At 72.0% G+C, this 22,019-nt stretch carries 23 protein-coding genes; 9 read left to right on the top strand and 14 right to left on the bottom strand.

Translation table 11 applies throughout. The features are described 5' to 3' along the window. Positions 1–121: 121 nt before the first annotated feature. The 5 genes from Ato02nite_RS32600 to Ato02nite_RS32580 form a co-directional block, all read right to left on the bottom strand. Positions 122–772: a sirohydrochlorin chelatase gene (locus tag Ato02nite_RS32600; RefSeq protein WP_213010515.1), complete on the bottom strand. Its 651-nt coding sequence runs from the start codon at positions 770–772 to the stop codon at positions 122–124. A gap of 46 nt (positions 773–818) precedes the next feature. Further along, on the bottom strand, positions 819–1,922 hold the full coding sequence (locus tag Ato02nite_RS32595) for a uroporphyrinogen-III synthase (protein WP_213010514.1): 1,104 nt from the start codon (positions 1,920–1,922) through the stop codon (positions 819–821). A gap of 96 nt (positions 1,923–2,018) precedes the next feature. Continuing rightward, positions 2,019–2,198 (bottom strand): hypothetical protein, encoded by a 180-nt coding sequence (locus tag Ato02nite_RS32590; protein WP_213010513.1) that lies wholly within the window; start codon positions 2,196–2,198, stop codon positions 2,019–2,021. Then, positions 2,182–2,388, bottom strand: coding sequence for a hypothetical protein (locus tag Ato02nite_RS32585; protein WP_213010512.1), 207 nt, complete (start codon positions 2,386–2,388; stop codon positions 2,182–2,184). Before Ato02nite_RS32585 ends, Ato02nite_RS32590 begins: the two co-directional genes overlap by 17 nt. 145 nt (positions 2,389–2,533) lie before the next feature. Continuing rightward, a complete protein-coding gene (locus Ato02nite_RS32580; protein WP_213010511.1) occupies positions 2,534–3,433 on the bottom strand; it encodes an AurF N-oxygenase family protein in 900 nt (299 codons plus the stop codon). Between the two features lie 76 nt (positions 3,434–3,509). Here Ato02nite_RS32580 and Ato02nite_RS32575 point away from each other — a divergent pair, with 76 nt between their 5' ends. After that, positions 3,510–4,199 carry a TetR/AcrR family transcriptional regulator gene (locus tag Ato02nite_RS32575; protein ID WP_213010510.1) on the top strand — a complete coding sequence of 230 codons (690 nt, stop codon included), beginning with the start codon at positions 3,510–3,512 and terminating at the stop codon, positions 4,197–4,199. Further along, positions 4,186–4,503 carry a DUF4873 domain-containing protein gene (locus Ato02nite_RS32570; protein ID WP_213010509.1) on the top strand — a complete coding sequence of 106 codons (318 nt, stop codon included), beginning with the start codon at positions 4,186–4,188 and terminating at the stop codon, positions 4,501–4,503. The genes Ato02nite_RS32575 and Ato02nite_RS32570 overlap by 14 nt, the downstream gene beginning before the upstream one ends. Here Ato02nite_RS32570 and Ato02nite_RS32565 read toward each other — a convergent pair. After that, positions 4,497–5,507: an AraC family transcriptional regulator gene (locus Ato02nite_RS32565; RefSeq protein WP_213010508.1), complete on the bottom strand. Its 1,011-nt coding sequence runs from the start codon at positions 5,505–5,507 to the stop codon at positions 4,497–4,499. The genes Ato02nite_RS32570 and Ato02nite_RS32565 overlap by 7 nt on opposite strands. Positions 5,508–5,577: 70 nt before the next feature. Between Ato02nite_RS32565 and Ato02nite_RS32560 the strand changes: the two genes are divergently transcribed. The 3 genes from Ato02nite_RS32560 to Ato02nite_RS32550 are packed head-to-tail and all read left to right on the top strand — an operon-like array spanning position 5,578 to position 8,731. Further along, positions 5,578–7,035 (top strand): flavin-containing monooxygenase, encoded by a 1,458-nt coding sequence (locus Ato02nite_RS32560; RefSeq protein ID WP_213010507.1) that lies wholly within the window; start codon positions 5,578–5,580, stop codon positions 7,033–7,035. Beyond that, positions 7,032–7,895 (top strand): SDR family NAD(P)-dependent oxidoreductase, encoded by an 864-nt coding sequence (locus Ato02nite_RS32555; RefSeq protein ID WP_213010506.1) that lies wholly within the window; start codon positions 7,032–7,034, stop codon positions 7,893–7,895. Before Ato02nite_RS32560 ends, Ato02nite_RS32555 begins: the two co-directional genes overlap by 4 nt. Further along, positions 7,892–8,731, top strand: a complete 840-nt coding sequence (locus Ato02nite_RS32550) for an alpha/beta fold hydrolase (RefSeq protein ID WP_213010505.1) — start codon at positions 7,892–7,894, stop codon at positions 8,729–8,731. Before Ato02nite_RS32555 ends, Ato02nite_RS32550 begins: the two co-directional genes overlap by 4 nt. 26 nt (positions 8,732–8,757) lie before the next feature. Here the strand turns inward: Ato02nite_RS32550 and Ato02nite_RS32545 are convergent, their stop codons facing one another. From Ato02nite_RS32545 to Ato02nite_RS32525, 5 genes are read right to left on the bottom strand one after another with little or no spacing between them, the layout of a single operon-like run. Continuing rightward, on the bottom strand, positions 8,758–9,417 hold the full coding sequence (locus Ato02nite_RS32545) for a GNAT family N-acetyltransferase (protein ID WP_213010504.1): 660 nt from the start codon (positions 9,415–9,417) through the stop codon (positions 8,758–8,760). Next, positions 9,414–10,010: a lipoyl domain-containing protein gene (locus Ato02nite_RS53345; protein WP_438873088.1), complete on the bottom strand. Its 597-nt coding sequence runs from the start codon at positions 10,008–10,010 to the stop codon at positions 9,414–9,416. The genes Ato02nite_RS32545 and Ato02nite_RS53345 overlap by 4 nt, the downstream gene beginning before the upstream one ends. Then, positions 10,007–10,672 carry a hypothetical protein gene (locus Ato02nite_RS32535; protein ID WP_213010503.1) on the bottom strand — a complete coding sequence of 222 codons (666 nt, stop codon included), beginning with the start codon at positions 10,670–10,672 and terminating at the stop codon, positions 10,007–10,009. The genes Ato02nite_RS53345 and Ato02nite_RS32535 overlap by 4 nt, the downstream gene beginning before the upstream one ends. A gap of 36 nt (positions 10,673–10,708) precedes the next feature. Then, positions 10,709–13,495 (bottom strand): PAS domain-containing sensor histidine kinase, encoded by a 2,787-nt coding sequence (locus Ato02nite_RS32530; RefSeq protein ID WP_213010502.1) that lies wholly within the window; start codon positions 13,493–13,495, stop codon positions 10,709–10,711. Positions 13,496–13,538: 43 nt separating this feature from the next. Next, a complete protein-coding gene (locus Ato02nite_RS32525; RefSeq protein ID WP_213010501.1) occupies positions 13,539–14,210 on the bottom strand; it encodes an NUDIX hydrolase in 672 nt (223 codons plus the stop codon). A gap of 64 nt (positions 14,211–14,274) precedes the next feature. On the opposite strand from Ato02nite_RS32525, the gene Ato02nite_RS32520 reads away from it, so the two are divergent. Together Ato02nite_RS32520 and Ato02nite_RS32515 are read left to right on the top strand one after the other, a co-directional pair. Beyond that, entirely contained in the window at positions 14,275–15,297 is a 1,023-nt protein-coding gene (locus Ato02nite_RS32520) for an SPFH domain-containing protein (protein ID WP_213010500.1), read from the top strand. Then, positions 15,294–16,175 carry a diacylglycerol kinase catalytic domain-containing protein gene (locus Ato02nite_RS32515; protein ID WP_213010499.1) on the top strand — a complete coding sequence of 294 codons (882 nt, stop codon included), beginning with the start codon at positions 15,294–15,296 and terminating at the stop codon, positions 16,173–16,175. The genes Ato02nite_RS32520 and Ato02nite_RS32515 overlap by 4 nt, the downstream gene beginning before the upstream one ends. 173 nt (positions 16,176–16,348) lie before the next feature. Here the strand turns inward: Ato02nite_RS32515 and Ato02nite_RS32510 are convergent, their stop codons facing one another. Genes Ato02nite_RS32510 through Ato02nite_RS32500 form a run of 3 tightly spaced genes read right to left on the bottom strand, consistent with a single transcriptional unit; the run spans position 16,349 to position 19,238 of the window. Further along, positions 16,349–17,689: a cytochrome P450 gene (locus Ato02nite_RS32510; protein WP_213010498.1), complete on the bottom strand. Its 1,341-nt coding sequence runs from the start codon at positions 17,687–17,689 to the stop codon at positions 16,349–16,351. Between the two features lie 40 nt (positions 17,690–17,729). Next, the gene (locus tag Ato02nite_RS32505) at positions 17,730–18,134 is read right to left on the bottom strand and encodes an MmcQ/YjbR family DNA-binding protein (RefSeq protein WP_213010497.1); all 405 of its coding nucleotides are present in this window, start codon (positions 18,132–18,134) and stop codon (positions 17,730–17,732) included. Between the two features lie 9 nt (positions 18,135–18,143). After that, complete coding sequence (locus Ato02nite_RS32500; protein WP_213010496.1) at positions 18,144–19,238, bottom strand: ABC transporter substrate-binding protein; 1,095 nt, start codon at positions 19,236–19,238, stop codon at positions 18,144–18,146. 93 nt (positions 19,239–19,331) lie between these two features. Between Ato02nite_RS32500 and Ato02nite_RS32495 the strand changes: the two genes are divergently transcribed. Together Ato02nite_RS32495 and Ato02nite_RS32490 are read left to right on the top strand one after the other, a co-directional pair. Further along, a complete protein-coding gene (locus Ato02nite_RS32495) occupies positions 19,332–20,069 on the top strand; it encodes an SDR family oxidoreductase (RefSeq protein ID WP_213010495.1) in 738 nt (245 codons plus the stop codon). A gap of 1 nt (position 20,070) precedes the next feature. Continuing rightward, on the top strand, positions 20,071–21,984 hold the full coding sequence (locus tag Ato02nite_RS32490; protein WP_213010494.1) for a helix-turn-helix domain-containing protein: 1,914 nt from the start codon (positions 20,071–20,073) through the stop codon (positions 21,982–21,984). Positions 21,985–22,019 lie beyond the last annotated feature (35 nt).

Below are 22,019 nucleotides of genomic sequence, written 5' to 3'. Positions count from 1 at the left end.
CCGGTGAGCAGGGACGACGGCGTTATTAGCCGAATGCGTATCGGTCGCCGTCACACCCGAATGATTCCGGGACATTGTTTTGCGGCGTGACCGGCGCGGTTGCGCGAACGTTCGGAAAACCCTACATGCGGGCCGGGACGGTTGTGAGAAGAGCCGATTCGTAGCGGCGCACCACAAGCGACACGACGGCCGGGTCGAGCGCGAGCGGCGGGGTGACCGAGTCGGCGCCGGCCCGGTGCAGGGTGCGGTAGAACAGTCCCTCGGCGAGCAGGTAGGCGGCGATCGCGACCCGGCGCGCGCCCTGCCGGCGCAGCCCGGCGACGACGTCGGCGACCGTCGGCTCGCTGCCGGAGACGAACCCGACGTGCGCGCCCATCTGTGCGGCGAGCGCGTGGACCGAGGACCGCCACGCCGGATCCGAGGATCCGGCGGCGGCGAGAACCACCGCGTCGGCCGCCGGCAGGCGCCTGGTCAGGCTTTCGGTGAGTACGGGGTCCGGGCCGAGCGGCGCGGTGACCGGAATCCCGGTACCGGCAACGGCTTCAGCGATGTCCACCCGCACGTGGTAGCCGGCCGACAGCAGCAGCGGCACGACCACGGCGTCCCGGACGGACGGCACGACCGAGCCGATCCGGGGCTGCTGCACATCGGCGTACGACAGCCGGATGTCCAGCGACGGCCGGCTGCGGGCGACCGCGGCGACCAGGTCACGGATCTGCTTCTGGCCGGTGGCCGAGCGGGTTCCGTGGGCGACCGCGAGCAGAGTAGGCATGGCGGTTCCTCCGAAAGTACTCAGGGGGAGCCGGCGACGGTGCCGGTTACAGCGTTTCGTCGAGACGCAGGCGGTAGCCGCGCTTGATGACCGTCTCGATGTGCCGGCCGGAGCCGAGCGCGGTGCGCAGCCGGGCCACCGCCACGTCGACCGCGTGCCCGTCGTTGCCCCGCGGCAGCGACGCGATCAGCTGATCCTTCGACACCACCGCGCCGGGGCGGGCGGCCAGCGAGGCGAGGATCGACATGGCGGCGGGGGCGAGCGCGCGGGGCTCGCCGTCGATGAGGACGGCGTGGCCGCGGACCTCCAGGGTGCCGCCCGCCACCCGCAGCTTGAGCGACCGCTGCGGCAGTTCGTCGGCCACCGTCTTGATCAGCGCGCCGAGCCGGAAGCGTTCCGGCATCACCACCGGCACGTCCCGTTCGACGAGCGGGGCGGCGGTGACCGGGCCGACGCAGGCGGCCAGGGTGCCGGACCGGAACCGGTCGAGCACGCCCGGAACGTCGTCGCCGGCCAGCTGCAGGAAGGACTTGACCGCGGGCGCGCTGGTGAACGTGACCGCGTCGATCTGCCCGGCCATGACCTGGTCGACCAGGCGCCGCACCGGCGTGGTGTCCGGCGGTGGCACCCACCGGTAGACGGGCACCTCGACCACGGCGGCGCCGGCCGCGCGGAGGGCGGCCACGAACTCGGTCTGCGGCTCGCCGTGCTCCTGCACGGTGATCCGCCGGCCGGAGACACCGTCGGCGAGCAGCCGTTCGAGGACCTCCTCGGACGCCTCGGTCTTGGCCGCCCATTCCTCGCTGAGGCCGGCCGCCCGCACGGCGCCGCACGGTTTCGGGCCTCGGGCGATGATCCGGGCCCGGCCGAGCACCTCGCGCAGTTTCTCGCCCAGGCCCCAGCCCTCGGCGGCCTCGAGCCAGCCGCGGAAGCCGAAGCCGGTGGTCGCGATGACCAGGTCGGGGGCGAGCCCGATGCAGGCCGCGGTGGCCGCGTGCAGGGCATCGTCGTCGGCGAGCGGGACGATGCTGATCGCGGACGCGGTGACCACCCGGGCGCCGCGCCGTTGCAGCAGCGCGGTCATCTCGTCACGGCGCCGCTCGGCGGTCACCGCGACGGTGAAGCCGGTCAACACGCCGCCGTCAGTCATTCCGCAAGCGTTCCGACATGTGGTTTCCACCAGAGCGTTATGGGGTTTCGGCCAGGTCAACGCGCTTTCACAACCGGGTGACCACGGTTGTGAGCCTCAGTCGTCCTCAACGATCTTGCGGACCCCGGCCAGCAGCCGGAACACCTCGAGCCGGCCGTCCAGGAAACCGATGCGGTAGTCCCGGCCGAACTTCGGGTCGGTCGCCCGGCCGGTGTCCCGGTGCGCGGCCAGGCCGTCGGCACGGCCCGCCGCGTACGCCTCAAACTCCTGGTCCATCGCTCTTCTTGTCATCGAGGGCTTTACGGATCGCCGTGACGAGAGCGTCCTCGAACGCGGCCAGCTGCCCGTCGACGATGCCGACCAGGTAGTCGGCACCGGTCACCGGATCGCCGGCCCGGTCACCGTCGTGCAGGCCGGCCATGCCGTCGGCGTGCCCGGAGCCGTAGGCCACCAGTGCGTCGTCCATGCCAGCCTCCCGAGGTGCGTATCGGGAGCAAATCTGTCACGGTCGGGGGGCATCGCCCACCGGCCGATCGGGCGGTCCGAAATCCTCAAGTACGAGGTCAACCCCACATTCAGCCGAATCGGTGTGACCGCTGTCCCCCGGGCTGTCAGGCCGCCAGGAGGCCGGAACGGCGCCAGAGAGGCCGGCCCGGGCCGGCGACCAAATCAAGATCATCGAGGTACGCCACCACGCGCTCGCCCGACCAGCGCAGCGTCTCCCGGAAGTGCGGGTTGGCCATCGCCGCCCGGTATCCGTCGGACGGCCGGATGCCCACCGACTTGTAGACGTCCGGGTGGATCAGGCGGCGGCCGCACAGGTACGCGGCCCGGCCGATCACCAGCTTGTCGAAGAGCAGCCGCCCCTTGCCCGCGGTGCGCACCTGCCGGGCCAGCTCCTCCCGGGCGTAGCGGACGTGCCGGGCCTCCTCGACCACGTGGATGCGCGACACCATCCGGACCAGGGGCTGCACCCGCTCGTGCGACATGGCCTCGCGCTGCAGCGTGTCGAGGATTTCCTCGCAGATCAGGATGGCGGCGAACATGCGCGGCCCGGTGCCGGTGGCGGCGATCCACTTGCCGAGGAACTCGTTGACGCCCTCGGGCCGGTAGACCGGGGTGCCCAGGCGGTCGATCATCCGGCCGAACATGACCGAGTGCCGGCACTCGTCGGCGACCTCGGTGAGCGCGTACTGCGCGTGCGCGGCGGTCGGGTCCTGCTTGTAGTAACCGCGCAGGAGCAGCTGCATGAGGATCGTCTCGAACCAGATGCCGAGGCCGGCGATGCTGGCCACCTCGTGCCGGGTGAGCGTGATCCGCTGCTCTTCGGACAGTCCGTCCCACAGCTCGGTGCCGTAGAGGCTGCACCGCTCCGGCGGGACGAAGTAGAGGTCCGGCACGAACGGCGCGTCCCAGTCGATCTCGACCTCGGGATCGTACGAATGCTCGGCGGACGAGCGCAGCAGACGGGCGGCGGTGCGATCGCGGTCGGGGGGAGTCTCGGTGGTCATGGGGGACGCCTCCTCGGAACGGCCGATGAGTGTGATGCACTTGACGTTACCCGAAGTAACAGTTACTTCTAGTACCATGCCCCGTGAACAAGAGCCGGTCAATACCGATGGTCGTAAAGGTCGCTGGGCCGGCCATCGTGAGCAGCGCCGATCCGAGTTGACCGCGGCCGCCATCGAGGCGATCCGCGAGTTCGGCCCCGAGGTGGGCATGGACGCGATCGCCGCGCGGGCCGGGGTGAGCAAGCCGGTGCTCTACCGCTACTTCGCCGACAAGTCGGAGCTGTGGCTGGCGGTCGGGCAGGAGGCCGCGGGCATGGTGCTCGACGCGATCGTGCCGGCGGTCGCCCAGGTCCGCGAGGAGCGCGACGTCATCGCCGCGGCCATCGACGCCTACCTGGCGCACATCGCGGCCGACACGAATCTCTACCAGTTCGTCGTGCACCAGCCCGATATCCCGCGCGGCCGGGACGTGGTCGCCGACGTGGTCGACACCGTCGCGAGCGGCCTGGCCCGCATCCTCGGCGACCGGCTGCGGGCCCGCGGCCTCGACTCCGGTGCCGCGCTGCCGTGGGCCTACGGCGTGGTCGGCTACGTGCAGTCGGTCGGCGACTGGTGGCTGCGCCAGCAGCAGCCGATCAGCCGGGAGGCACTCGGCGACTACCTCACGACGTTCCTCTGGACCGGGGTGGCCGGCATCCGCCAGGCCGCCGACATCCCCGGCGGCCTGTCCGCCCACCAGGAGGAGGTGCACGGTGCCGGAAACTGACGAGTACGAGGTCGGGAACCTGCCCGACGAGGAGTACCGAGGGCCGGCCACGCTCCGGATCGGTGACGACGACCTGGCCGTGGAGATCCGGGTGTCGGCCCGGTTCGAGCCGATCGAGGGCCGCTTCCGGTGGGCCGGGCGCACCAACCCGGACGCGACGCTGCGCGAGCGGGTCGCCGGCGGGCTGCGCGAGGGGCTGCTCACGATCCCCGGCTCGGCGCGGCTGAAGGTCCGGCTCAGCGAACCCGACCCGTGGGGCGGCGTGCGACTGTCCGGCGCGGGAACGCCGCCGTGGTTTCAGTGACCGGGCGGGCGGCGCAGGTCGCGCGGGGAGGTGCCGAACCAGCGGCGCACGGCTCGGCTCAGGGCGGACTGCTCGGTCAGCCCGACTATGGCGGTGACCTGGGTGAACGGCAGATCCGTGGTGGTGATGAGGCGGTGTGCGCGCTCACGGCGTACGTCGTCGAGGATCTTGTCGAAGGTCGTGCCCGCCGCCGACAGACGGCGCTGGAGGGTGCGCGGGTGGGTCTGCAGCCGCCGGCCGACGGCGGCGATGTCGGCCGGCGCCGAGCCGAGCGATTGGGTAAGCAGCTGCCGCACCCGCTCCTCGAGGGTCTGTTCGGGCGCCGGGAAATGGGTGCGCATGTAGTCGAGCGCGACCTCGCGCAGCACCCGGTTGCCGCCCGCCACCGTCGCGTCGGCCATCGTGGCCGGCACCCGCAGCACCGCCGCGTCCTGTGCGAAGCGCACATCCGCACCGAAGAACTCGGTGTAACGGGCCACCGGCGCGAGCGGGCGATGGGTGAGGTGCACGGATCGCAGCCCGTAACGGCCGCCGGCCAGCAACACGATGATCCGGTGCAGCAGGCCGAGGCCGTTGTCGCAGATCTGCGGCGGCAGCGGGTCGAGCTCGGTGCTGGCGTACCGCAGGCCGACCACGCCGGCCCGGCCGGCCGGGTCGGGGACCTGGGCGACGGTGAGCGCCGGCGAGTGCACGAACAGGAACCGGGTGGCGCAGTCGAGCGCCTCCCCCAGCGTCGCCGAGTTCTCGATCGCGATGGCGAGCGGCCCGAGAACCGCGATGTCCTGCCGGGCGGCGAGCCGCAACCCCAGGTCGGGGCAGTTCAGCGAGGCCGCGGCGGTCTCCAGGGCGCGGCCGGCGGCGAGCGTCGGGATCACCGCGTCGTCGGTGTCGAGGGCCGCCGCGTCCACGCCGAACCGGGCCATCAGGGCCGGGCCGTCACCTCCGAGCTCGTCGATGAGGCTGGGGAGTCCACGCAGCCCGGCGGCTCTGACCATCGATCCCATGTCGCGAAAGGATAAATGAGTGTCGCGCTCAGGCAAGTCACTCGCGGGGAAAGATGGCGAGACTGGCGACATGGCCGAACATTTCGACGTTGTCATCATCGGCGCCGGCCTGTCCGGGATCGGCGCGGCGTGGCGGCTGCAGGAACAGCTGCCCGGCAAGACGTACGCGATCCTCGAGGCGCGCGACGCGATCGGCGGAACGTGGGATCTGTTCCGTTACCCCGGGGTGCGGTCGGACTCGGACATGTTCACGCTCAGCTACCCGTTCCGGCCGTGGCGCGGGGCCGAGTCGATCGCGCCCGGCGACAAGATCCGGCACTACATCGAGGAGACGGCGGCCGAGGGCGGCATCCTGCCGCACATCCGCTTCGGCACCCGGGTGGTGGCGGCCGACTGGTCCTCGCTGTTGAGCCGGTGGACCCTGCGGTTGGCCGGCGGCGCCACGATGACCTGCAATTTCGTGTACGCGTGCGCCGGCTATTACTCCTACGAGTCCGGCTATCAGCCCGATTTCCCAGGCTTGTCGGACTTTTCCGGGCAGGTGGTGCACCCGCAGTTCTGGCCGGAGGACCTGTCGTACCAGGACAAGAAGGTCGTCGTCATCGGCAGCGGCGCGACCGCCGTCACGCTCGTACCCGCCATGGCCCCCGACGCGGCGCACGTGACCATGCTGCAGCGGTCCCCCACCTACCTGACCGTCCTTCCGCCGCGCGACATCGTGGCCGACCTGGCCCGGCGGGTGCTGCCGGCCAAGGCCGCGAACCGGGTCGCCCGGGCCAAGAACCTCCTGGTCACGCAGGGCTTCTACCAGCTGGCGCGGCGGCGGCCGAAGCGGGTGCGGCAGATCCTGCGGGCCTTCGCGGTGCACGCGCTCAAGGACGCGGCCTACGTGGACGAGCATTTCAAGCCCACCTACGAGCCGTGGGACCAGCGACTCTGCGTGATTCCCGACGGTGACCTCTACCAGGTGATCAGATCCGGGAAGGCGTCGGTGGTGACCGACCACATCACGTCCTTCGAACCGGCCGGCATCCGCCTGAAGTCCGGGCGGCTGCTCGAGGCCGACGTGGTCGTCACCGCCACCGGGCTGTCGCTCATCCCGATGGGCGGCATCCAGGCCTCGATCGACGGCACGCCGATCGAGATCGGTCAGCACGCCGCCTACCGCGGCATCATGCTCAGCGGCGTGCCCAACCTCGCCTACTGCATCGGTTACGTCAACGCGTCCTGGACGCTGCGCGCCGACCTGGTCCACCGCTACGTGATGCGCCTGCTCACCCACATGGACCGGCACGGCTACGCCGTGGCCGTTCCGGACAACCCCGAGGAGCAGGGCCGTCCGTTGCTCGATCTCTCCTCCGGGTACGTGCAACGCGCGCTCGACAAGTTCCCCCGCCAGGGCAACCGCGACCCGTGGCTGGTCCGGCAGAACTACCTGCGCGACGTGCTGACCACCCCGCGCGCCGACGTCACCCGCGACATGACCTTCTCCCGTCACCCCGTCCCCTTGAAGGAGATCGCCGTATGACGCCCTACGTGTTCCGCGGTCGCACCGCCGTCCTGACCGGCGCGGCCAGCGGCATCGGCGAGCAACTCGCCTACGGTCTGGCCGGCCGGGGCAGCAACCTCGTCCTGGTCGACGTGGACGGCGAACGCCTCGCCACGGTCGCCCAGCGCCTCGGCCAGGTCCACCCGCACGTCGCCGTCGAGACGATCGTCGCCGACCTGTCCGATCGCTCGGCGGTGGACGGTGTCGCCTCGCGCGTGCTGACGTCGTACCCCTCGCTCGGTCTTCTGATCAACAACGCCGGGATCGCTCTGGGCGGGCGGTTCGACCAGGTCACCGTGGACGAGTTCGAGACCGTGATGAACGTGAACTTCCGGGCCCCGATGCTGCTCACCCATGCATTGCTGCCCGCCCTGAAGGCCGCCCCCGGCGCTCACCTGGTCAACGTGTCCAGCCTGTTCGGGCTGATCGCACCGGCCGGGCAGTCCGCCTACAGCGCCAGCAAGTTCGCGCTGCGCGGCCTGAGCCAGGCCCTGCACAGCGAACTCGCCGACGACGGCATCGGCGTCACCACGGTGCACCCCGGCGGCATCCGCACCCGCATCGCCGAAAGCGCGCTGGTCGGCACCGGCGTGCCGGCCGAGGAGGTCGAACCCAACCAGAAGGTGTTCGCCAAGCTGCTGACCTTCCCGGCCGACCGGGCCGCCCGGCAGATCCTCGACGCGGTCGGCAAGCGCAAGGCCCGGCTGCTGATCGCCTCCTCGGCGAAGGTTCCCGACCTGCTGGCCCGGCTGCTGCCGGTGGCGCACGAGCGCATCGTCCGGGCCGCCACGTCGGCGTCGGTGTCCCGCGCCCGCGCACCGCAGGGGGTGGCCCGATGAACTACGTGGACGTGCGCACCGCGCGCATCCGCTACCACGAGTCCGGCGACCCGTCCGCGCCACCGGTGGTGCTGCTGCACGGCATCGGGCGCAGCCTGGAGGACTGGGACGCCCAGCATCCCCTGCTCGACCCCGACCACCGGGTGATCAGCATCGACCTGCCCGGCTTCGGCCTGAGCCAGCGGCTTCCCGCGCCGGTCAACCTGGGATCCCTATCGGACGGGGTGTGGGCGACGCTGGACGCCCTGGGGGAGAAACGGCCGGTGCACCTGATGGGCAACAGCCTGGGCGGGGCCGTGTCCATGCAGATGCTGGTCGACGACCCCGCCCGGGTGTCCACCCTGACCCTGGTGAACAGCGCGGGCTTCGGCAAGGAGGTCACGTTCGCGCTGCGCATGCTGGCGATCCCCGGCCTCGGCCGCCGCCTGCTGAGCCGGATCGACAACATGACGGCGCCGCGGGTGGAACGCAACCTGTTCGCCGAGCGCGCCATGGTGACGCCGGAACGGGTGGCGATGGCGATCAAGGTGGCCCGGCAGCCGGACTTCGCGCCGGTCTACCTGGAGATCGCCAAGGCGCTCGGCGGCTTCCGGGGAATCGCGGCGCACTGGCGGGACGCGTTGCTGCCCCGCGTCGCGACGCACGCCAAGCCGACCCTGATCGTCTGGGGCGACCGTGACCGCATCCTGCCCGCCACTCACCTGACGGCCGCCCGCGCGGCCTTCCCGGACGCGACCTGGCACCTGTTCCCCGGCACCGGGCACATGCCCCAGATCGAGCGCCCCGAGGAGTTCAACAAGGTCGTCCGGCCGCTGCTCGCCCAGGTGCGGGCCTGAGACGTGCCCGGGACGGACCCTCACCCTCAGGTCGGATAGACGGTTCCCGGTGGGGCCGCGATCATCACCTCGCCCATCGGTCGCCAGCCCAGGGTCGCGTACAGGCGCTGACCCTCCTCGCTGGCGATCAGGATGCCCGTCTCGGCACCCTCGGTGATCGCGGCTCCGGCCAGTGCGGACATGATCACGCTCCCGAGTCCGCGGCGCCGGTGCTCGGGCACGGTGCCGATCTTGTCGGCGATCGCGTCGGTGCCGGCCAGGCCCATCGCGCCGCTCGCACCCACCGCGCCCGACTCGTCGACGACCTCGGCGGTGATCACGCCGTCCTCCACCCGGATCTCGACCCGGTAGGGGGCGGGCGGCTCGCGCCGCGGCTGCGCCCGCAGGTCGACGGTCATCAGCTGTTCCGCCCGCTTGAGCAGGACCAGCCCGGCGGCTTCGAGCGTGGCCGCGGCTCGCGACGGGTCGGCGGCCACCACGGTCAGCCAGGTGACGGCCTCCTCCTGGAGCACCAGCTTCGCCAGGCGTTCCAGATCGGCCTCGTCGGACGCGAAATACTCGACCTCGCGCCCGTTCTGCCGGCAGTGCACCCGCAGGCCACCGCCGACGTCCTCGGCGAGCGGAACCCTTCGCGCCACACCCCAGCCACGCTGCCACCGGACGACGAGCCCCCGCAGATCAGTCACCCGCCCAGTAGATCATCCGGGCTCGACGGATGAACCTCGAGCACCGCGAGCACCGCCCCGGCCGGCACGGTCATCCCTTCGGCCGCATCGATCCGCCACAGCACCCCGGAGACGTCCGCCGGGATCTCGGTGTCGACCTTGTCGGTGGCGACCTCGAGCAACGGCTCCCCCGCCTCGACCCGGTCCCCGGTCCGCTTCAACCACCGCACCACGGTCGCGTCGGGCGGCGGGTCCGCCAGCGCCGGCCATCTGACCGCGACGAGACCGTCGCGCTCCTCGAACGGGACGGGGACGTACACCGGCGGCGGGACCGTGACGGTGCCGCGCCGGCGGTAGAGCTTCCACAGGTGGACGGCGACCGCCAGGCCGAGCAAGATCGCCACCGCGCCCTTCCATTGCCGTTCGGCCCGCGAGCGGTCCTCGCCCAGGAGGGATTCGCCGGCGAGCGTCAGCCACAGGAAGGCGTAGAGGAGGCGGGACGGCCAGGACATCCGGCCGAGTCCGTCCCTGCTACGGATCGCCGACACCAGGGCGCCGACGCCGATGAGCACCATGAGGACGGGGAGGCCGACGTCCCACAGGTGCCGCATCATGCGGGGTAACCGATCGCCTCGATGTCGGCCGTCAGTTTCTCGACGGTGAGGGCTGGGTTGAGGCGCCGGACCAGGGCGTCGGTGAGTGGGGTCAGCGCGAAGATCTCGTTGACCACGTCCGGGTCGACCGGCACCCCGTAGTAGTCCTCGGCGAAGGCCCGGTAGCTCGCCGGGGTCTCGTCGAGCAGGACCGCGAACAGGTGGCCGGCGCCGTCCGGGTCGTCGCCCGGCGGGTAGACGATGTCACCGGCCCGCCAGCGGTCGTCGCCGGTCTCGCGCCACACGCACACGGTCGCGTAGAACTGGGCGCCCCAGCCGAACGCCGGCTCGTCCAACTGCGCCGCGAACGCCGGCGGCAGCGAGTCGATCAGGCCGGGCCACAACTCCTCGTCGTTGGCGGCCGGGCTCATCACCGACTCGTGGTCGTAGCCGCGCACGAACACCCCGGCCGCCCCGAACACGATGTGGTACTCGTCGCCGGAGCCGTTGTTCATCTCGGCGATCTCCTCGCCCGGCCCCCACGACGTGTTGTAACCGTAGTAGCGCTCCGCCTCGTCGGGGCTGAGGATCGCGTCGAGCATCGCGAGGGCGCGGCACCGGCGCCGCAGCGTTGCGACGTCGGGTAGTGCGCCGGCCAGATCTTGTGCACCCACGGCGCACATCCAACCTGATCAACCCCGGTTCTGTCAGACCCGAAGTCACGCCGGCAGCACGATGGTGAACCTGGTTCCCCCGTCCGGGGCCGGCCCGGCCGCGATCGTGCCGCCGTGCGCCTCGACGATCGCCTTGGTGACGGCCAGGCCGAGACCGGTGCCCTTGATCCCGGCCCGGGTGGCGTTGCTGGCCCGGAAGAAGCGGCTGAACAGGTGCGGGTACTGCTCGGCCGGGATGCCGATGCCGTTGTCGCTGATCTCGATGACGACCTCGTCGTCCCGCACGGACGCCGCCACGGTGACGGTGCCGCCGTCGGGGGTGTACTTGATCGCGTTGGAGAGGAGGTTGTCCAGCGCCTGCCGGAGCCGCTGCCCGTCGGCGTGCACGGTGAACTCGGGCTGCACCGCATCGACGACGGTCAGCCGTTTGGCGGCCGCGCTCGGCGTGTGGTTCTCGATCACGTCGCGCACCAGGCGGCCGCCGCCGATCGGGCGGGGGTCGATGCTGATGTGCCCGGCCGCCAGCCGAGCCAGATCGAGCAGGTCGTCGACGAGTCCCTGCAGGTGCAGGGTGGTGCGCTCGATGACGCCGGCGTGCCGCCGGTCGGCGTCGGCCAGCGAGACGCTGTCGATCAGTTCCTCGGTGTACGCGCGGATCACCCCGACCGGGTTGCGCAGCTCGTGGATGACCATGGCGGCGAGTTCGTCCTTCATCCGGTCCAGGGTGCGTAGCTGCTCGACCTGCAGGCGCTCCTGTTCGAGGAGCTCCTCGCGCTTGTTGGCCAGTTCCCGGCGCTCGGTCACGTCGGTGCTGAGGCCGTCGACGAGGAACGCGTCGTTCTCCCAGCGGGCCATCGCCCGGGTCCAGATCCAGCGGGTCTGGCCGTCGTAGCCGATGATGCGGCATTCGAGCTCGGCCTGGGTGCCGTCGAGCAGCTCGGCCTGGAAAGCGGTCAGCAGTTCGGCATCGTCGGGGTGCAGCCGGTCGGTGAGGGTCGGCTGCACGCCGTCCGGGACGGGACCGAACACACCGTAGGCGTTGGGGCTGCCGTAGTGCAGCCTCGGCGGGCCGTCGTTGTCCACCTCGACGGTCCACACGTAGTCGTTGACCTGCTCGACCACGCGGTTGAAGCTGCGCCGCGCGGCGGCCAGGGCCAGGGACATGTCCTCGGCCCAGCGGCGCTCGAGGAACTGCCCGAGGTGGGCGCCGACGGCGTCGAGCATACCGGCGGTGTCCGAGTCGTAGGGCAGGTCGGCGTCGGTGTAGAAGGCGAGCACGCCGAGCACCCGGCGGCCGGAGCGGACCGGTACACCGACGGCCACCCGGATACCGACCAGCTGCAGCTCGCGCCGCCCGTAGGAGACCATGTCCTCCGGCATGATGCCGGTGTTCCACCACACCTCGCCGTTGCGCGACCAGACCAGGCCGGGCAGCCCTTCCCCGATCACGAAGTCGAGCGGCTGCTCGTTGGTGAAGGCGGACAGGTCCCGGTCGCCGGGGGCGTGCGAGCTGTGCCGGACGATCCGCTTGCGGTCGTCGGTGACCTGCCAGTACTCGCCGCAGAGCCAGCCCAGCTCGTCGGTGATGGCGGCGACCGCCTGGATGCTGGCGTCGCGCGCGTTGGTGGCGTCGGAGAGGACCTGGGCGACCGCGTGCCGGGCCCGGCGCAGTTCCTCGGCCCGGTGCGCCTCGGTGATGTCCCGGGTGACCGCGACGGCGCCCAGCCGGCGCCCGTCGGGGGCGTCGATCGGCCGGGCGTTGGAGACGAGCCGGCGCCATTCGTCGTCGCGCCAGACCAGGACCTGCTCGCCCCGGACGACCTCGCCGGCCTGCGCGCGGGCCAGCGGCCCCAGGTCCATGACGGTCCGGCCGTCCGGCTTGTAGACCTTGTAGTGCTGCGACCACTCGTCCATCGGCAGGGTGGGGTCGGCGTCGCCGCCGAGCATCTGGCGGAGGCTGCGGTTGAAGAAGGTCAGCCGGCCCTCGCTGTCGCAGGCGGCGACACCGGTGTCGAGGCTGTCCAGCAGCGCCTGCAGGAACGCGGTGTCCGGTGCGAACGCGTAGTACAGCACGTCGTCGTGGTCCTGGAGCGTCATCTCGGCCGGGAACTCCTGGCCGGTGCTGCCGGCCAGGGTGACGCGAATCGGCTGGTCCCGGACACAGGGCAGATTCCGGAACTGTTCCGGCACGATCAGTTCCGCCAGCATGCGGCCGGCCGCGTCGCGTGCACTGTGGCCGAACATCCGCTCGGCGGCCGCGTTCCAGCTGAGCACCCGGCCGGACCGGTCGGTGGTGATGAAGGCATCGTGGGTGCCGCGCAGGACGGCTTCGACGCGCTGGTTGGCGGCTGTCTCCCGGGCGCAGGTGAGCCGCAGGGTGACCTCGGTCGCGGCGATCTCGGCGAGATCGCCGAGGCAGGCGAGGTCGTCCGCGGACCAGTCGCGCGGTTCACTGTCGACGGCGCACAGCGCGCCGAGCACGGAGCCGTTGGGCGCGCGCAGGGGGAAACCCGCGTACCCGAGGGCGCCGGGGTCGGCGATGTCGCGCAGTCGCGGATCGACGCGCGCGTCCACGACGATCACCGGCGCCTCGTCCTGGACCACGAAACTGCAATAGGTGTCCGCACGGTTCCCGGTCCGCGGGAAGTCGCCCGCGCCGGAGCAGCTCACCACGTACCGCTGGTCGGCGCCGATCAGCGTCACCGACGCGTGGGCACCGAGGAGACGGGCGGCAAGCGCGGTCAGGCGGTCGAGCGACGGCACCGATACCGCATCCAGCAGACCGGTGTCCCGCAGCGTCTGAAGGCGTAAATCCTCAACCGGTGACTTCACGCTCTGCGACATGCTGAAAGCTATCGGTAACCGTCGGAGGCAGTTAAGCAGAACTCGCCGGCCGTAGCAGAGCCGGGTGCAGCAGGGTTGCCGATCCGCGCCGGAACAGCTGGGCCGGCCGCCCCCGGTCCCGGATGACGGTCTCCCCGGTGGGCTCGACGAAGCCCTCGGCCGAGGTCACCTTGCGGTGGAAGTTGCGCGGGTCGAGCCGGGTGCGCCACACCGTCTCGTAGACCTCGCGCAGCTCGGCGATGGTGAACGAGGGCGGGCAGAACGCGGTGGCCAGCGGCGTGTACTCCAGTTTCGAGCGGGCCCGCTCGATGCCGTCGGCCAGGATCCGGTCGTGGTCGAAGGCCAGCCCCTCGGCCGGGACCGGCCGCCAGGAGGCCGAGGCGGCGTCACTGCCGGCCACCGGCACCGGCAGGTCGGGCAGCAGGGCCAGATAGGCGACGGCGACCACCCGGCCGCGCGGGTCGCGGGCCGGGTCGCCGTAGGTGGCCAGCTGTTCCAGATGCCCGGCCGCGGCGGAGAGGCCGGTCTCCTCGCGCAGCTCGCGCTCGGCCGCGGCGAACAGGTCTTCCGCCGGCAGCACGAACCCGCCGGGCAGGGCCCACCGGCCGAGGAACGGCGGTATGCCCCGCCGGATCAGCAGCACCTGCAGCGCCTGCTGCCGGATGGTGAGCAGGACCAGGTCGACGGCGACCATTGACGTCATGTTGACGATAATAGCCGAGACCCTTTATCGTCAGTGTGACGACAACGATGGAAGGACGGCCACGATGGCTGACGTGACACGGCGCCTGAACATGCGGCACCTGCGGGCGGCCCCCACCAGCTGGGTCAGTCACACCCGGGGCGGCCGGCTGCGCCGGCAGGGCACCGGCCTCTCGTTCTGGTACCGGCCGCTCACCGCGGTCCTGTCCGAGGTGCCGGTCGACGACCGGGAGCTGCCGCTGCTGTTCCACGCCCGCACCGAGGACTTCGCCGACGTGACCGTGCAGGCCACCGTCACCTACCGGTTCAGCGACCCGGCCGCCGCCGCGACCCGGCTCGACTTCTCCATCGACCCGTACCGGGGCCGCTGGCAGGGGCAGCCGCTCGACCAGGTGGCGACGCTGCTCGCCGAGCTGGCCCAGCAGCCGGCCCTCGACCTGCTCGCCCGGGTTCCCCTGGCCGAGGCGCTGACCACCGGCATCGCCGCGGTCCGCGCCGGGGTCACCGACGCCCTGGCCGCCGACCCGCGCCTGACCGAGACCGGCGTGACCGTGGTCAGCGCCCGGGTGGTGGCGCTGCGGCCCGAGCCCGACCTGGAGCGGGCCCTGCAGACGCCGACCCGCGAGCAGGTGCAGCGCGAGGCCGACCGGGCGACCTACGCCCGCCGGGCCGACGCCGTGCAGCAGGAACGGGCGATCGCCGAGAACGAGCTGCAGAGCAAGATCGAGCTGGCCAAGCGCGAGCAGAACCTGGTCGAGCAGCGCGGTGCGAACGCTCGCCGCCGCGCCGAACTCGACGCCGAGTCGCAGCTGGTCGCGGCGAAGGGCCAGGCCGAGCAGGCGCGCACGACGGCGGCGGCCGAGGCCGACGCGACCCGGGCCCGCGACGACGCCCGCGCGGCCGGTGCCCGCGTGGTGGGCCTGGCCGAGGCCGAGGCCGAAGCCGCCCGGCTGGCCGCCTACCGGGACCTGCCGCCGGCCGTCCTGCAGGCCCTCGCGCTCAAGGAGCTGGCCGGTCAGCTGCCGCAGATCGGCGAGGTCACGGTCACTCCCGACCTGCTCAGCAAGCTGGTAGGGCGGCTCGGATGAGCACGCTGACCCCGCGGGTGGTCGTGGTGACGCGCCGCAGCGAGCTCGAGGAGCTGCTCGCCCGGCACGGCACCCGCGGCGCCGCGGCCTACTTCCTGCGTCAGCGCGGCCGCGATCTCGACGAGGTGACCGCCCGGCACGAGGCGCTGCGGCGGGCGATGACCGAGGTGAGTGCGGCCGTCCCGGCCGAGTGGCGGCGCGGCCACGTCGAACGCGCCGACCTGCCGCGCTTCCTCTTCGCCCCGGAGGACGTGGTGATCGCGATCGGCCCGGACGGCCTGGTGGCCAATGTCGCGAAATATCTGGACGGTCAGCCGGTCATCGGCGTCGACCCCGAGCCGGGCCGCAACGCCGGGGTGCTGGTCCGGCACCGCGCGGCCGACGTGCCGCAACTGCTGCGCCGCACCCGGGAGGCGCAGGCCCGCACGATGGTCGTCGCACGACTCGACGACGGCCAGGAGCTCTACGGCCTCAACGAGATCTATGTCGGACACGCGAGCCATCAGTCGGCCCGCTATGTGATCCGCACCCCGCAGGGTGCCACCGAACGCCAGTCCTCCTCCGGGCTGATCGCCGGCACCGGCACCGGCGCCACCGGCTGGTGCGCCTCGATCGCGCGGGAACGCGCCGCCGCTCCCCCGGCCCCGTCCCCGGCCGAACCCGTTCTGTGCTGGTTCGTCCGGGAGGCCTGGCCCTCCCCCGCCACCGGCGTGACCTGCGACGCCGGCCTACTGAAAGGCGACGAGGAATTGGAGATAACCAGCGAATCGGAACGGCTGGTGATTTTCGCCGACGGCCTGGAGAACGACGCCATCGAGCTTTCCTGGGGGCAGAAGCTGCGCGTCGGCGTCGCGGCCCGGCGACTCCACCTCCTTTGAAACGTACGGGCATGGAAAGTCCCGCGGTTCTCCCGGCGAGCTGAGCGGGTGGCCGGCGCCGTAGCGCCGCCATCGCGTGGGGCGCGGCAACACCTCACGCGAGAGCGGCCTGGCGGCCGCAACCGAACGCTCAGCTCGCCCGGAGAACCACGGGACTTTCCATGCCCGTACTTTTAGCGGTGCCCGGCCACCCGGACGCGGAAGTTGAGCGATGGGCCCGGGGTCGGCGTGGTTTTCATCTTGAGGTCGTAACCGGGCGGGTCGAGGCGCAGGTCGAGCCGGTGGAACAGGCGGGCCGTGGTGACCAGCATCTGCACGTCGGCGAGGGTTTTGCCGAGGCAGACGTGCTGGCCGCGGCCGTAGGGCGAATAGGCGCCGGCCCGCAGGTGCTCGGCGCGCGGCTTTTCGTAGCGGTCGATGTCGAAGCGTTCCGGGTCGGGGAAGAACTCGTCGAGGAAATGCGGCACGGTGGTGCCGATGTAGAGGGTCTCGCCGGCGGCGATCCGGTGGCCCTGGAAGGTGAAGTCGCGGGTGGCCGTGCGCATCTGCACCACGGCGATCGGATAGAGCCGCATGGTCTCCATGAGGGCGCCGCGAATGGCCGGGATGCCGCGCAGGTCCTTCTCGGTGATGCTGCCTTTCGCGAACAGTTCGTCGGCCTCGGCCCGCACCCGTTCCAGCACGTCAGGGTGCTTGAGAACGGCGTAGACGAAGGCCGACATGGTGTTCGCGACGGTGTCCAGGCCGGCCACGTAGGGGCCGGTCACGCTGATCATCAGATCGGAGTCGGGCATTGCCTCCGGTCGTTCCCGGTGGGCCCGCAAGAGGTCGTCGATGAGCACCGCCGGCTTCGCACCGGCTCCGGCCCGCGACCGATCGTCGATCATTTTCCGGCTGAGCTCGAGAACCCGGGTCTTCGCCCGCCGATAACGCGGATCGCGCAGCAGGACCCGCGGCCGGGACCGGGTGACCAGCACATTGAGCAGGTACATGGTGGCGATCCGGATGTCGTTGACGTATTCCGGCCGGGACGCCCCGGTGAGCAACTCGCCGAGCTGATCGGTGACCAGATATTGCATCGACCGCAGCACCGGAACGCTTCCGCCGGCCGGCCAGGACCGTTCGATGTTGCGATCGGTGATCGCGACGACCTCGTCGAGCCGGTCGGCGATCGCCTCCCGCGAATAGCCGCGGCGCATGATGTCGCGCAGTTCCTTGTGGCTCGCCCCGTCCTCACCGGGCAGCGTGCGGGTGGCGCCGTATTCGTCGACCAGACCGCGGAAGAACTCCTTCGAACGCAGGCTGTCGCGGCCCTCCTTGGTGCCCAGGAATTCGGCCGCCTCGGCGCCGGCGAGAACCGCGTGCTCGCGCCCGAGCATCCGCACCCGGAACACCGCGCCGTGCTCGCGATAGCAGTCCACGAAGAACCGGGCCGGATTCCTCGCCATCCGCAGGGCATTGCCCAGCACGGGAAGCCCACGCACCAGCGGGGTTCGCACACTCTCGGCCGTCACGTGACCGATCGTATTTACCGCGGTGACTTTGCGCGACCCCTCAGCGGGACGCGAGCCAGTCGGCGGCCCGGCGTTTCGACGCCCGGGAGAGCCAGGCGTCCTGGACGATCTCGGCGAGCTCGGCCCGGCTCAGCTCGCCGATCCGGGCGGCGCGCAGCAGCACCGACGGGTGGCCGTCGAAATGCGGGGTGGTGAAGAACGGCGTGGCCGGGTCCTGGACCAGGGCCTGCTTATCGTTTTCGGACTCCACCCAGAAGACGATCACGTCCGTGTACCGCTCGCCGGTGTCCGGGTCGACCGCGTCCGGCCGCGGCGTCCGGAAGAACACGAACGACTTGCGGCCGACCTGGTAGATCGGGTTCTCGTCGCCGCCGTACTCCACCGTGACGTGCGGCATCGCCTGGGCCAGCTCGTGCACGTCCTCGACCCTCGCGCGGTCCGCCATCCGCCGAGCTTACGGCGGGGCGGTGCGGTCCGGGGTCAGGGTCGCGGTGGTGACCGCGGTGAGCGCGCCGGACGCGCCGGTCCAGGTCAGCGACGCCTGGTACATCGACTGGAGCAGGGCGTGGTCGGTGGCCCGGATCTCCAGCTCGCCCTTGATCCCGCCGAACCGCAGCCCCTCCAGGAAGGTGACCATCGCGTCCGGATCGTCCGGCGCGATCTGCATCGCCTCGACCATCAGCTGGCCGGCGGTGAAGCCCTCGACGTGACCGGTGTCGGTGCGCCCCGCCCAGACCCGGTTGCGCAGCACGTTGTAGAGGGCGCCGCCGACCGCCCGGTCGACGTAGCCGGTGGCGAACCGCATCGAGCCGACCAGGCTCGGCGGGAAGGCCGGCCAGGTGCTGCGCGCCCCGAGCACGGCGACGATCGGCAGCCCGGCCGGGACGCCGCGCATCAGCCTGCGGTTCGGCACCGGCCAGTCCAGGAACAGCACGTCCGGCCGGGTGCGGGCGATCCAGGCCGGGTCGCGCACGGTGCCGGCCGCGCCGAGCACCCGCGCGGCCGTGTTGTCCGGCCCGTAGACGACGACCCGGGCGCCGGCCGGGATGAGCGTGCGGGCCGCGGCGAGGTCCTGGTAGGTCTGCCGGCCGGTGCGGAACGTGTAACGGTTGAGGCCGGTCAGCCGGTCGTCGGGCGCGTTGGCCAGGAAGACGGCCCGGTTGCGTTCGGCGACCGCGGCGATCCGCAACGCCGACGCCGAGGTGGTGCCGCCGGCGATCAGCCGGATGCCCCGGCGGTTGAGCTCCTCGGCCGCGGCCGCCGCCCTGTCCGGGTCGCTCCGGTCGTCCATCCAGGTGACCATGATGGTGCGCGAGCCGATCAGGCCGGTGTAGTTCGTCGAGTACAGCAGGCTGGCCCGCAGCGCCTGCTCGAAGCGGCCGCCCTCGGCGGTGAAGACACCCTTGCGGGACCGGATCACCCCGATGTTGAGCGGGGTGGACGCGCTCGCGCCACCGGTCAGCGGGTCGGCGACCGGGCCGCACCCGGCGACGGCGGCCGCGAACGCGGCTCCGAGGACACCACGGCGGGTGAGGGTAAGGGCTCTCATCGCGGCCCGAAAGGTACCGCACACCGGCAACGCGGCCGGTATGTGGGGCGCGCACATGTGCGGTGGGTCGCGAAGGCTCGTAAGTTCAGCGATATGACGACGGCACATGTGGTCGACCTCGACCTGTCCGGAAAGACCGCCCTGGTCACCGGGGGCGGCAGCGGCATCGGCCAGGCCTGCGCGCGGCGCCTGGCCGACGCCGGGGCGAAGGTCGTCGTGGTGGACCTCCGGCCCGGTGAGAACACCATCGTGACCGATCTGAGCGACCTGTCGGCGATCGCCGGCCTGCCCGCCGAGGTGGACGTGCTGGTCAACAACGCGGGGTTGCAGGTCGTGTCGCCGCTGACCGAGTTCCCCGACGACCGGTTCGCGCTGATCCAGAAGGTGATGGTCGAGGCGCCCTACCGACTGGTGAAGCACGTCCTGCCGCACATGTACGCCAGCGGCTGGGGCCGGATCATCAACATCTCGTCGGTGCACGGCCTGATCGCCTCGCCGTACAAATCTGCTTATGTCACGGCAAAGCATGGGCTGGAGGGTCTGTCGAAGGTGACGGCTCTCGAAGGCGCGCCGCACGGGGTCACCTCCAACTGCATCTGCCCCGCGTTCGTGCGCACGCCCCTGGTCGACAAGCAGATCGCCGACCAGGCCGCGATCCACGGCATCGAGGAGTCCGAGGTCGTGGAGAAGATCCTGCTGGAACGGGCGGCCATCAAGCGCCTCATCGAGCCGGCCGAGGTCGCCGAGCTGCTCGCCTACCTCTGCACCCCACCCGCCGCGCTGATCACCGGTTCCTCGATCACCATCGACGGCGGCTGGACGGCGCACTAGTTTGGCGATCGTGCTCAGCCCGCTCGAATACCTCGACCTGCTGGCCCGCGAGGCCGCGCCGGTCGAGTTCGAGCGCCCGCTGCTGGCCGCCCGGCAGGCCGGTGCCGCCGCCGACGATCTCGCCGAACTGGAGGAGATCAAACTCGCCGCGCTGCGGGTGCGGGCGCTGCTGGCGCGGCGCCGGCGCCGCGAGGAGGAGCTCTCCGCGCTGTACGACACCGCGGGCGACCTCGCCGGGCTGCGCGATCTGGACGCGGTGCTGCGGGCCATCGTGCACCGGGCGCGCACCCTGCTCGGCGCGGACGTCTCCTACCTGACCCTGGACGACCCGGGGCGCGGCGACACCTACATGCGGATCACCGACGGCTCGGTGGCGGCCAGCTTCCAGACCCTGCGGCTGCCGGCCGGGGCCGGGCTGGGCGGCCTGGTCGCGGTGTCCGGGACCCCCTACGCGACCGCGAACTACGGCCAGGACCCGCGCTTCCGGCACACGACGGAAATCGATTCGGGCGTACGGGACGAAGGTCTCGTCGCCATCCTCGGCGTACCCCTGAGACTGGGGTCCGCCGTGATCGGCGTGCTGTTCGCGGCCGACCGCACCGAGCGGCCGTTCGCCCGCGAGGAGGTGGCCCTGCTCGGTTCGCTGGCCGCGCACGCGGCGGTGGCCATCGACACCGCCCGCCTGCTCACCGAGACCCAGGCCGCCCTGGCCGAACTGTCCGCCGCGAACACGGTGATCCAGGCGCACAGCGCGTCGGTGGAGCGGGCCGCCGCCGCCCACGACCGGATGACCGCCCTGGTGCTGCGCGGCGGCGGCGTCGAGGACGTGGCCGCCGACCTGGTCGACGTGCTCGGCGGCGCCCTGCTGGTGCTGGACGCGGCCGGCCGCGAACTGGCCGTGGCGAAGTCCCCGACCTGGTCCGGCGGCCTGCCCGAGCTGGACGCCACCGACATGGCCGAGGCGGTCGCGGCGTCCCGGGGTGCCGGCCGCAGCGTCCAGCGCGGCGACGCCTACGTGGCGGCGGTGGTGGCCGGCGCCGACAACCTGGGCGCCCTGGTCTTCCACCCCGCCGAGCCGCTGGCCGGCGCCGACCAGCGCATCCTCGAACGGGCCGCGCAGATCACCGCGCTGCTGCTGCTGTTCCGCCGCACCGTCGCCGAGGCCGAGGGCCAGGTCCGCGGTGAACTCCTGGACGATCTGATCGGCCGCCCGATCCGCGACGAACAGGCGCTGCGCTCCCGGGCCCGCCGCCTGGGCGTCGACCTGGACACCCCGCACGTGGTGGTGGCTGCCGCCGACCGGGCCGAGGGCGGCCTGCGGCAGCGGGCGGTGTCCTGGGCGCGCACGTTCGCCGCCGCCCGCTCCGGCCTGGCGGTCGGCAAGGACGGCCGGGTGGCCCTGATCCTGCCCGGCACCGACCCGGCCGCCGCGGCCCGTACGGTGGCGAAGGAACTGTCCCGGGCGCTGGGCCGCCCGGTGACCGCCGGTGCGGCCGGCCCGGCCGCCGCCCCCGCCGCGATCGCCCCCGCCTACCGCGAGGCGGACGCCTGCGCGACGGCGCTGATCGCCCTGGGCCGGGTCGGCGACGGCGCGAGCAACACCGAGCTCGGCTACGTCGGCCTGCTGCTGGGCGACCGCCGCGACGTGCCCGCGTTCCTGCGCTCGGCGATCGGCCCGGTCGTGGACTACGACACCCGCCGCGGAACCGCCCTGCTGAAGACCCTGGAGGCCTACTTCGGCGCCGGCGGCAGCCTGGCCCGCGCCGCCGAGACCCTGCACGTGCACGTCAACACGGTGACCCAGCGCCTGGACCGGATCGCCAACCTCCTAGGCCCCGACTGGCAGTCCCCGGCCCGCGCCCTGGACCTGCAACTGGCCCTGCGCCTGCATCGTCTGGCTCAGGATCAGCGTTGACGCTCGCCGGTATGTGGATGAGGGCCATAGGTGCG

Origin of the sequence: Paractinoplanes toevensis (assembly GCF_018332695.1) — a bacterium.
In the GTDB taxonomy this organism is placed as follows: domain Bacteria; phylum Actinomycetota; class Actinomycetes; order Mycobacteriales; family Micromonosporaceae; genus Actinoplanes; species Actinoplanes toevensis.
This window is presented reverse-complemented; position numbering and strand designations above follow the sequence as displayed.

Excerpts from the sequence above, each read along its gene's own strand:
- Ato02nite_RS32600 (WP_213010515.1), bottom strand. The coding sequence starts at position 772 with ATGCCTACTCTGCTCGCGGTCGCCCACGGAACCCGCTCGGCCACCGGC.
- Ato02nite_RS32595 (WP_213010514.1), bottom strand. The coding sequence starts at position 1,922 with ATGACTGACGGCGGCGTGTTGACCGGCTTCACCGTCGCGGTGACCGCC.
- Ato02nite_RS32590 (WP_213010513.1), bottom strand. The coding sequence starts at position 2,198 with ATGGACCAGGAGTTTGAGGCGTACGCGGCGGGCCGTGCCGACGGCCTG.
- Ato02nite_RS32585 (WP_213010512.1), bottom strand. The coding sequence starts at position 2,388 with ATGGACGACGCACTGGTGGCCTACGGCTCCGGGCACGCCGACGGCATG.
- Ato02nite_RS32580 (WP_213010511.1), bottom strand. The coding sequence starts at position 3,433 with ATGACCACCGAGACTCCCCCCGACCGCGATCGCACCGCCGCCCGTCTG.
- Ato02nite_RS32575 (WP_213010510.1), top strand. The coding sequence starts at position 3,510 with ATGCCCCGTGAACAAGAGCCGGTCAATACCGATGGTCGTAAAGGTCGC.
- Ato02nite_RS32565 (WP_213010508.1), bottom strand. The coding sequence starts at position 5,507 with ATGGGATCGATGGTCAGAGCCGCCGGGCTGCGTGGACTCCCCAGCCTC.
- Ato02nite_RS32560 (WP_213010507.1), top strand. The coding sequence starts at position 5,578 with ATGGCCGAACATTTCGACGTTGTCATCATCGGCGCCGGCCTGTCCGGG.
- Ato02nite_RS32555 (WP_213010506.1), top strand. The coding sequence starts at position 7,032 with ATGACGCCCTACGTGTTCCGCGGTCGCACCGCCGTCCTGACCGGCGCG.
- Ato02nite_RS32550 (WP_213010505.1), top strand. The coding sequence starts at position 7,892 with ATGAACTACGTGGACGTGCGCACCGCGCGCATCCGCTACCACGAGTCC.
- Ato02nite_RS53345 (WP_438873088.1), bottom strand. The coding sequence starts at position 10,010 with ATGATGCGGCACCTGTGGGACGTCGGCCTCCCCGTCCTCATGGTGCTC.
- Ato02nite_RS32535 (WP_213010503.1), bottom strand. The coding sequence starts at position 10,672 with ATGTGCGCCGTGGGTGCACAAGATCTGGCCGGCGCACTACCCGACGTC.
- Ato02nite_RS32525 (WP_213010501.1), bottom strand. The coding sequence starts at position 14,210 with ATGACGTCAATGGTCGCCGTCGACCTGGTCCTGCTCACCATCCGGCAG.
- Ato02nite_RS32520 (WP_213010500.1), top strand. The coding sequence starts at position 14,275 with ATGGCTGACGTGACACGGCGCCTGAACATGCGGCACCTGCGGGCGGCC.
- Ato02nite_RS32515 (WP_213010499.1), top strand. The coding sequence starts at position 15,294 with ATGAGCACGCTGACCCCGCGGGTGGTCGTGGTGACGCGCCGCAGCGAG.
- Ato02nite_RS32505 (WP_213010497.1), bottom strand. The coding sequence starts at position 18,134 with ATGGCGGACCGCGCGAGGGTCGAGGACGTGCACGAGCTGGCCCAGGCG.
- Ato02nite_RS32500 (WP_213010496.1), bottom strand. The coding sequence starts at position 19,238 with ATGAGAGCCCTTACCCTCACCCGCCGTGGTGTCCTCGGAGCCGCGTTC.
- Ato02nite_RS32495 (WP_213010495.1), top strand. The coding sequence starts at position 19,332 with ATGACGACGGCACATGTGGTCGACCTCGACCTGTCCGGAAAGACCGCC.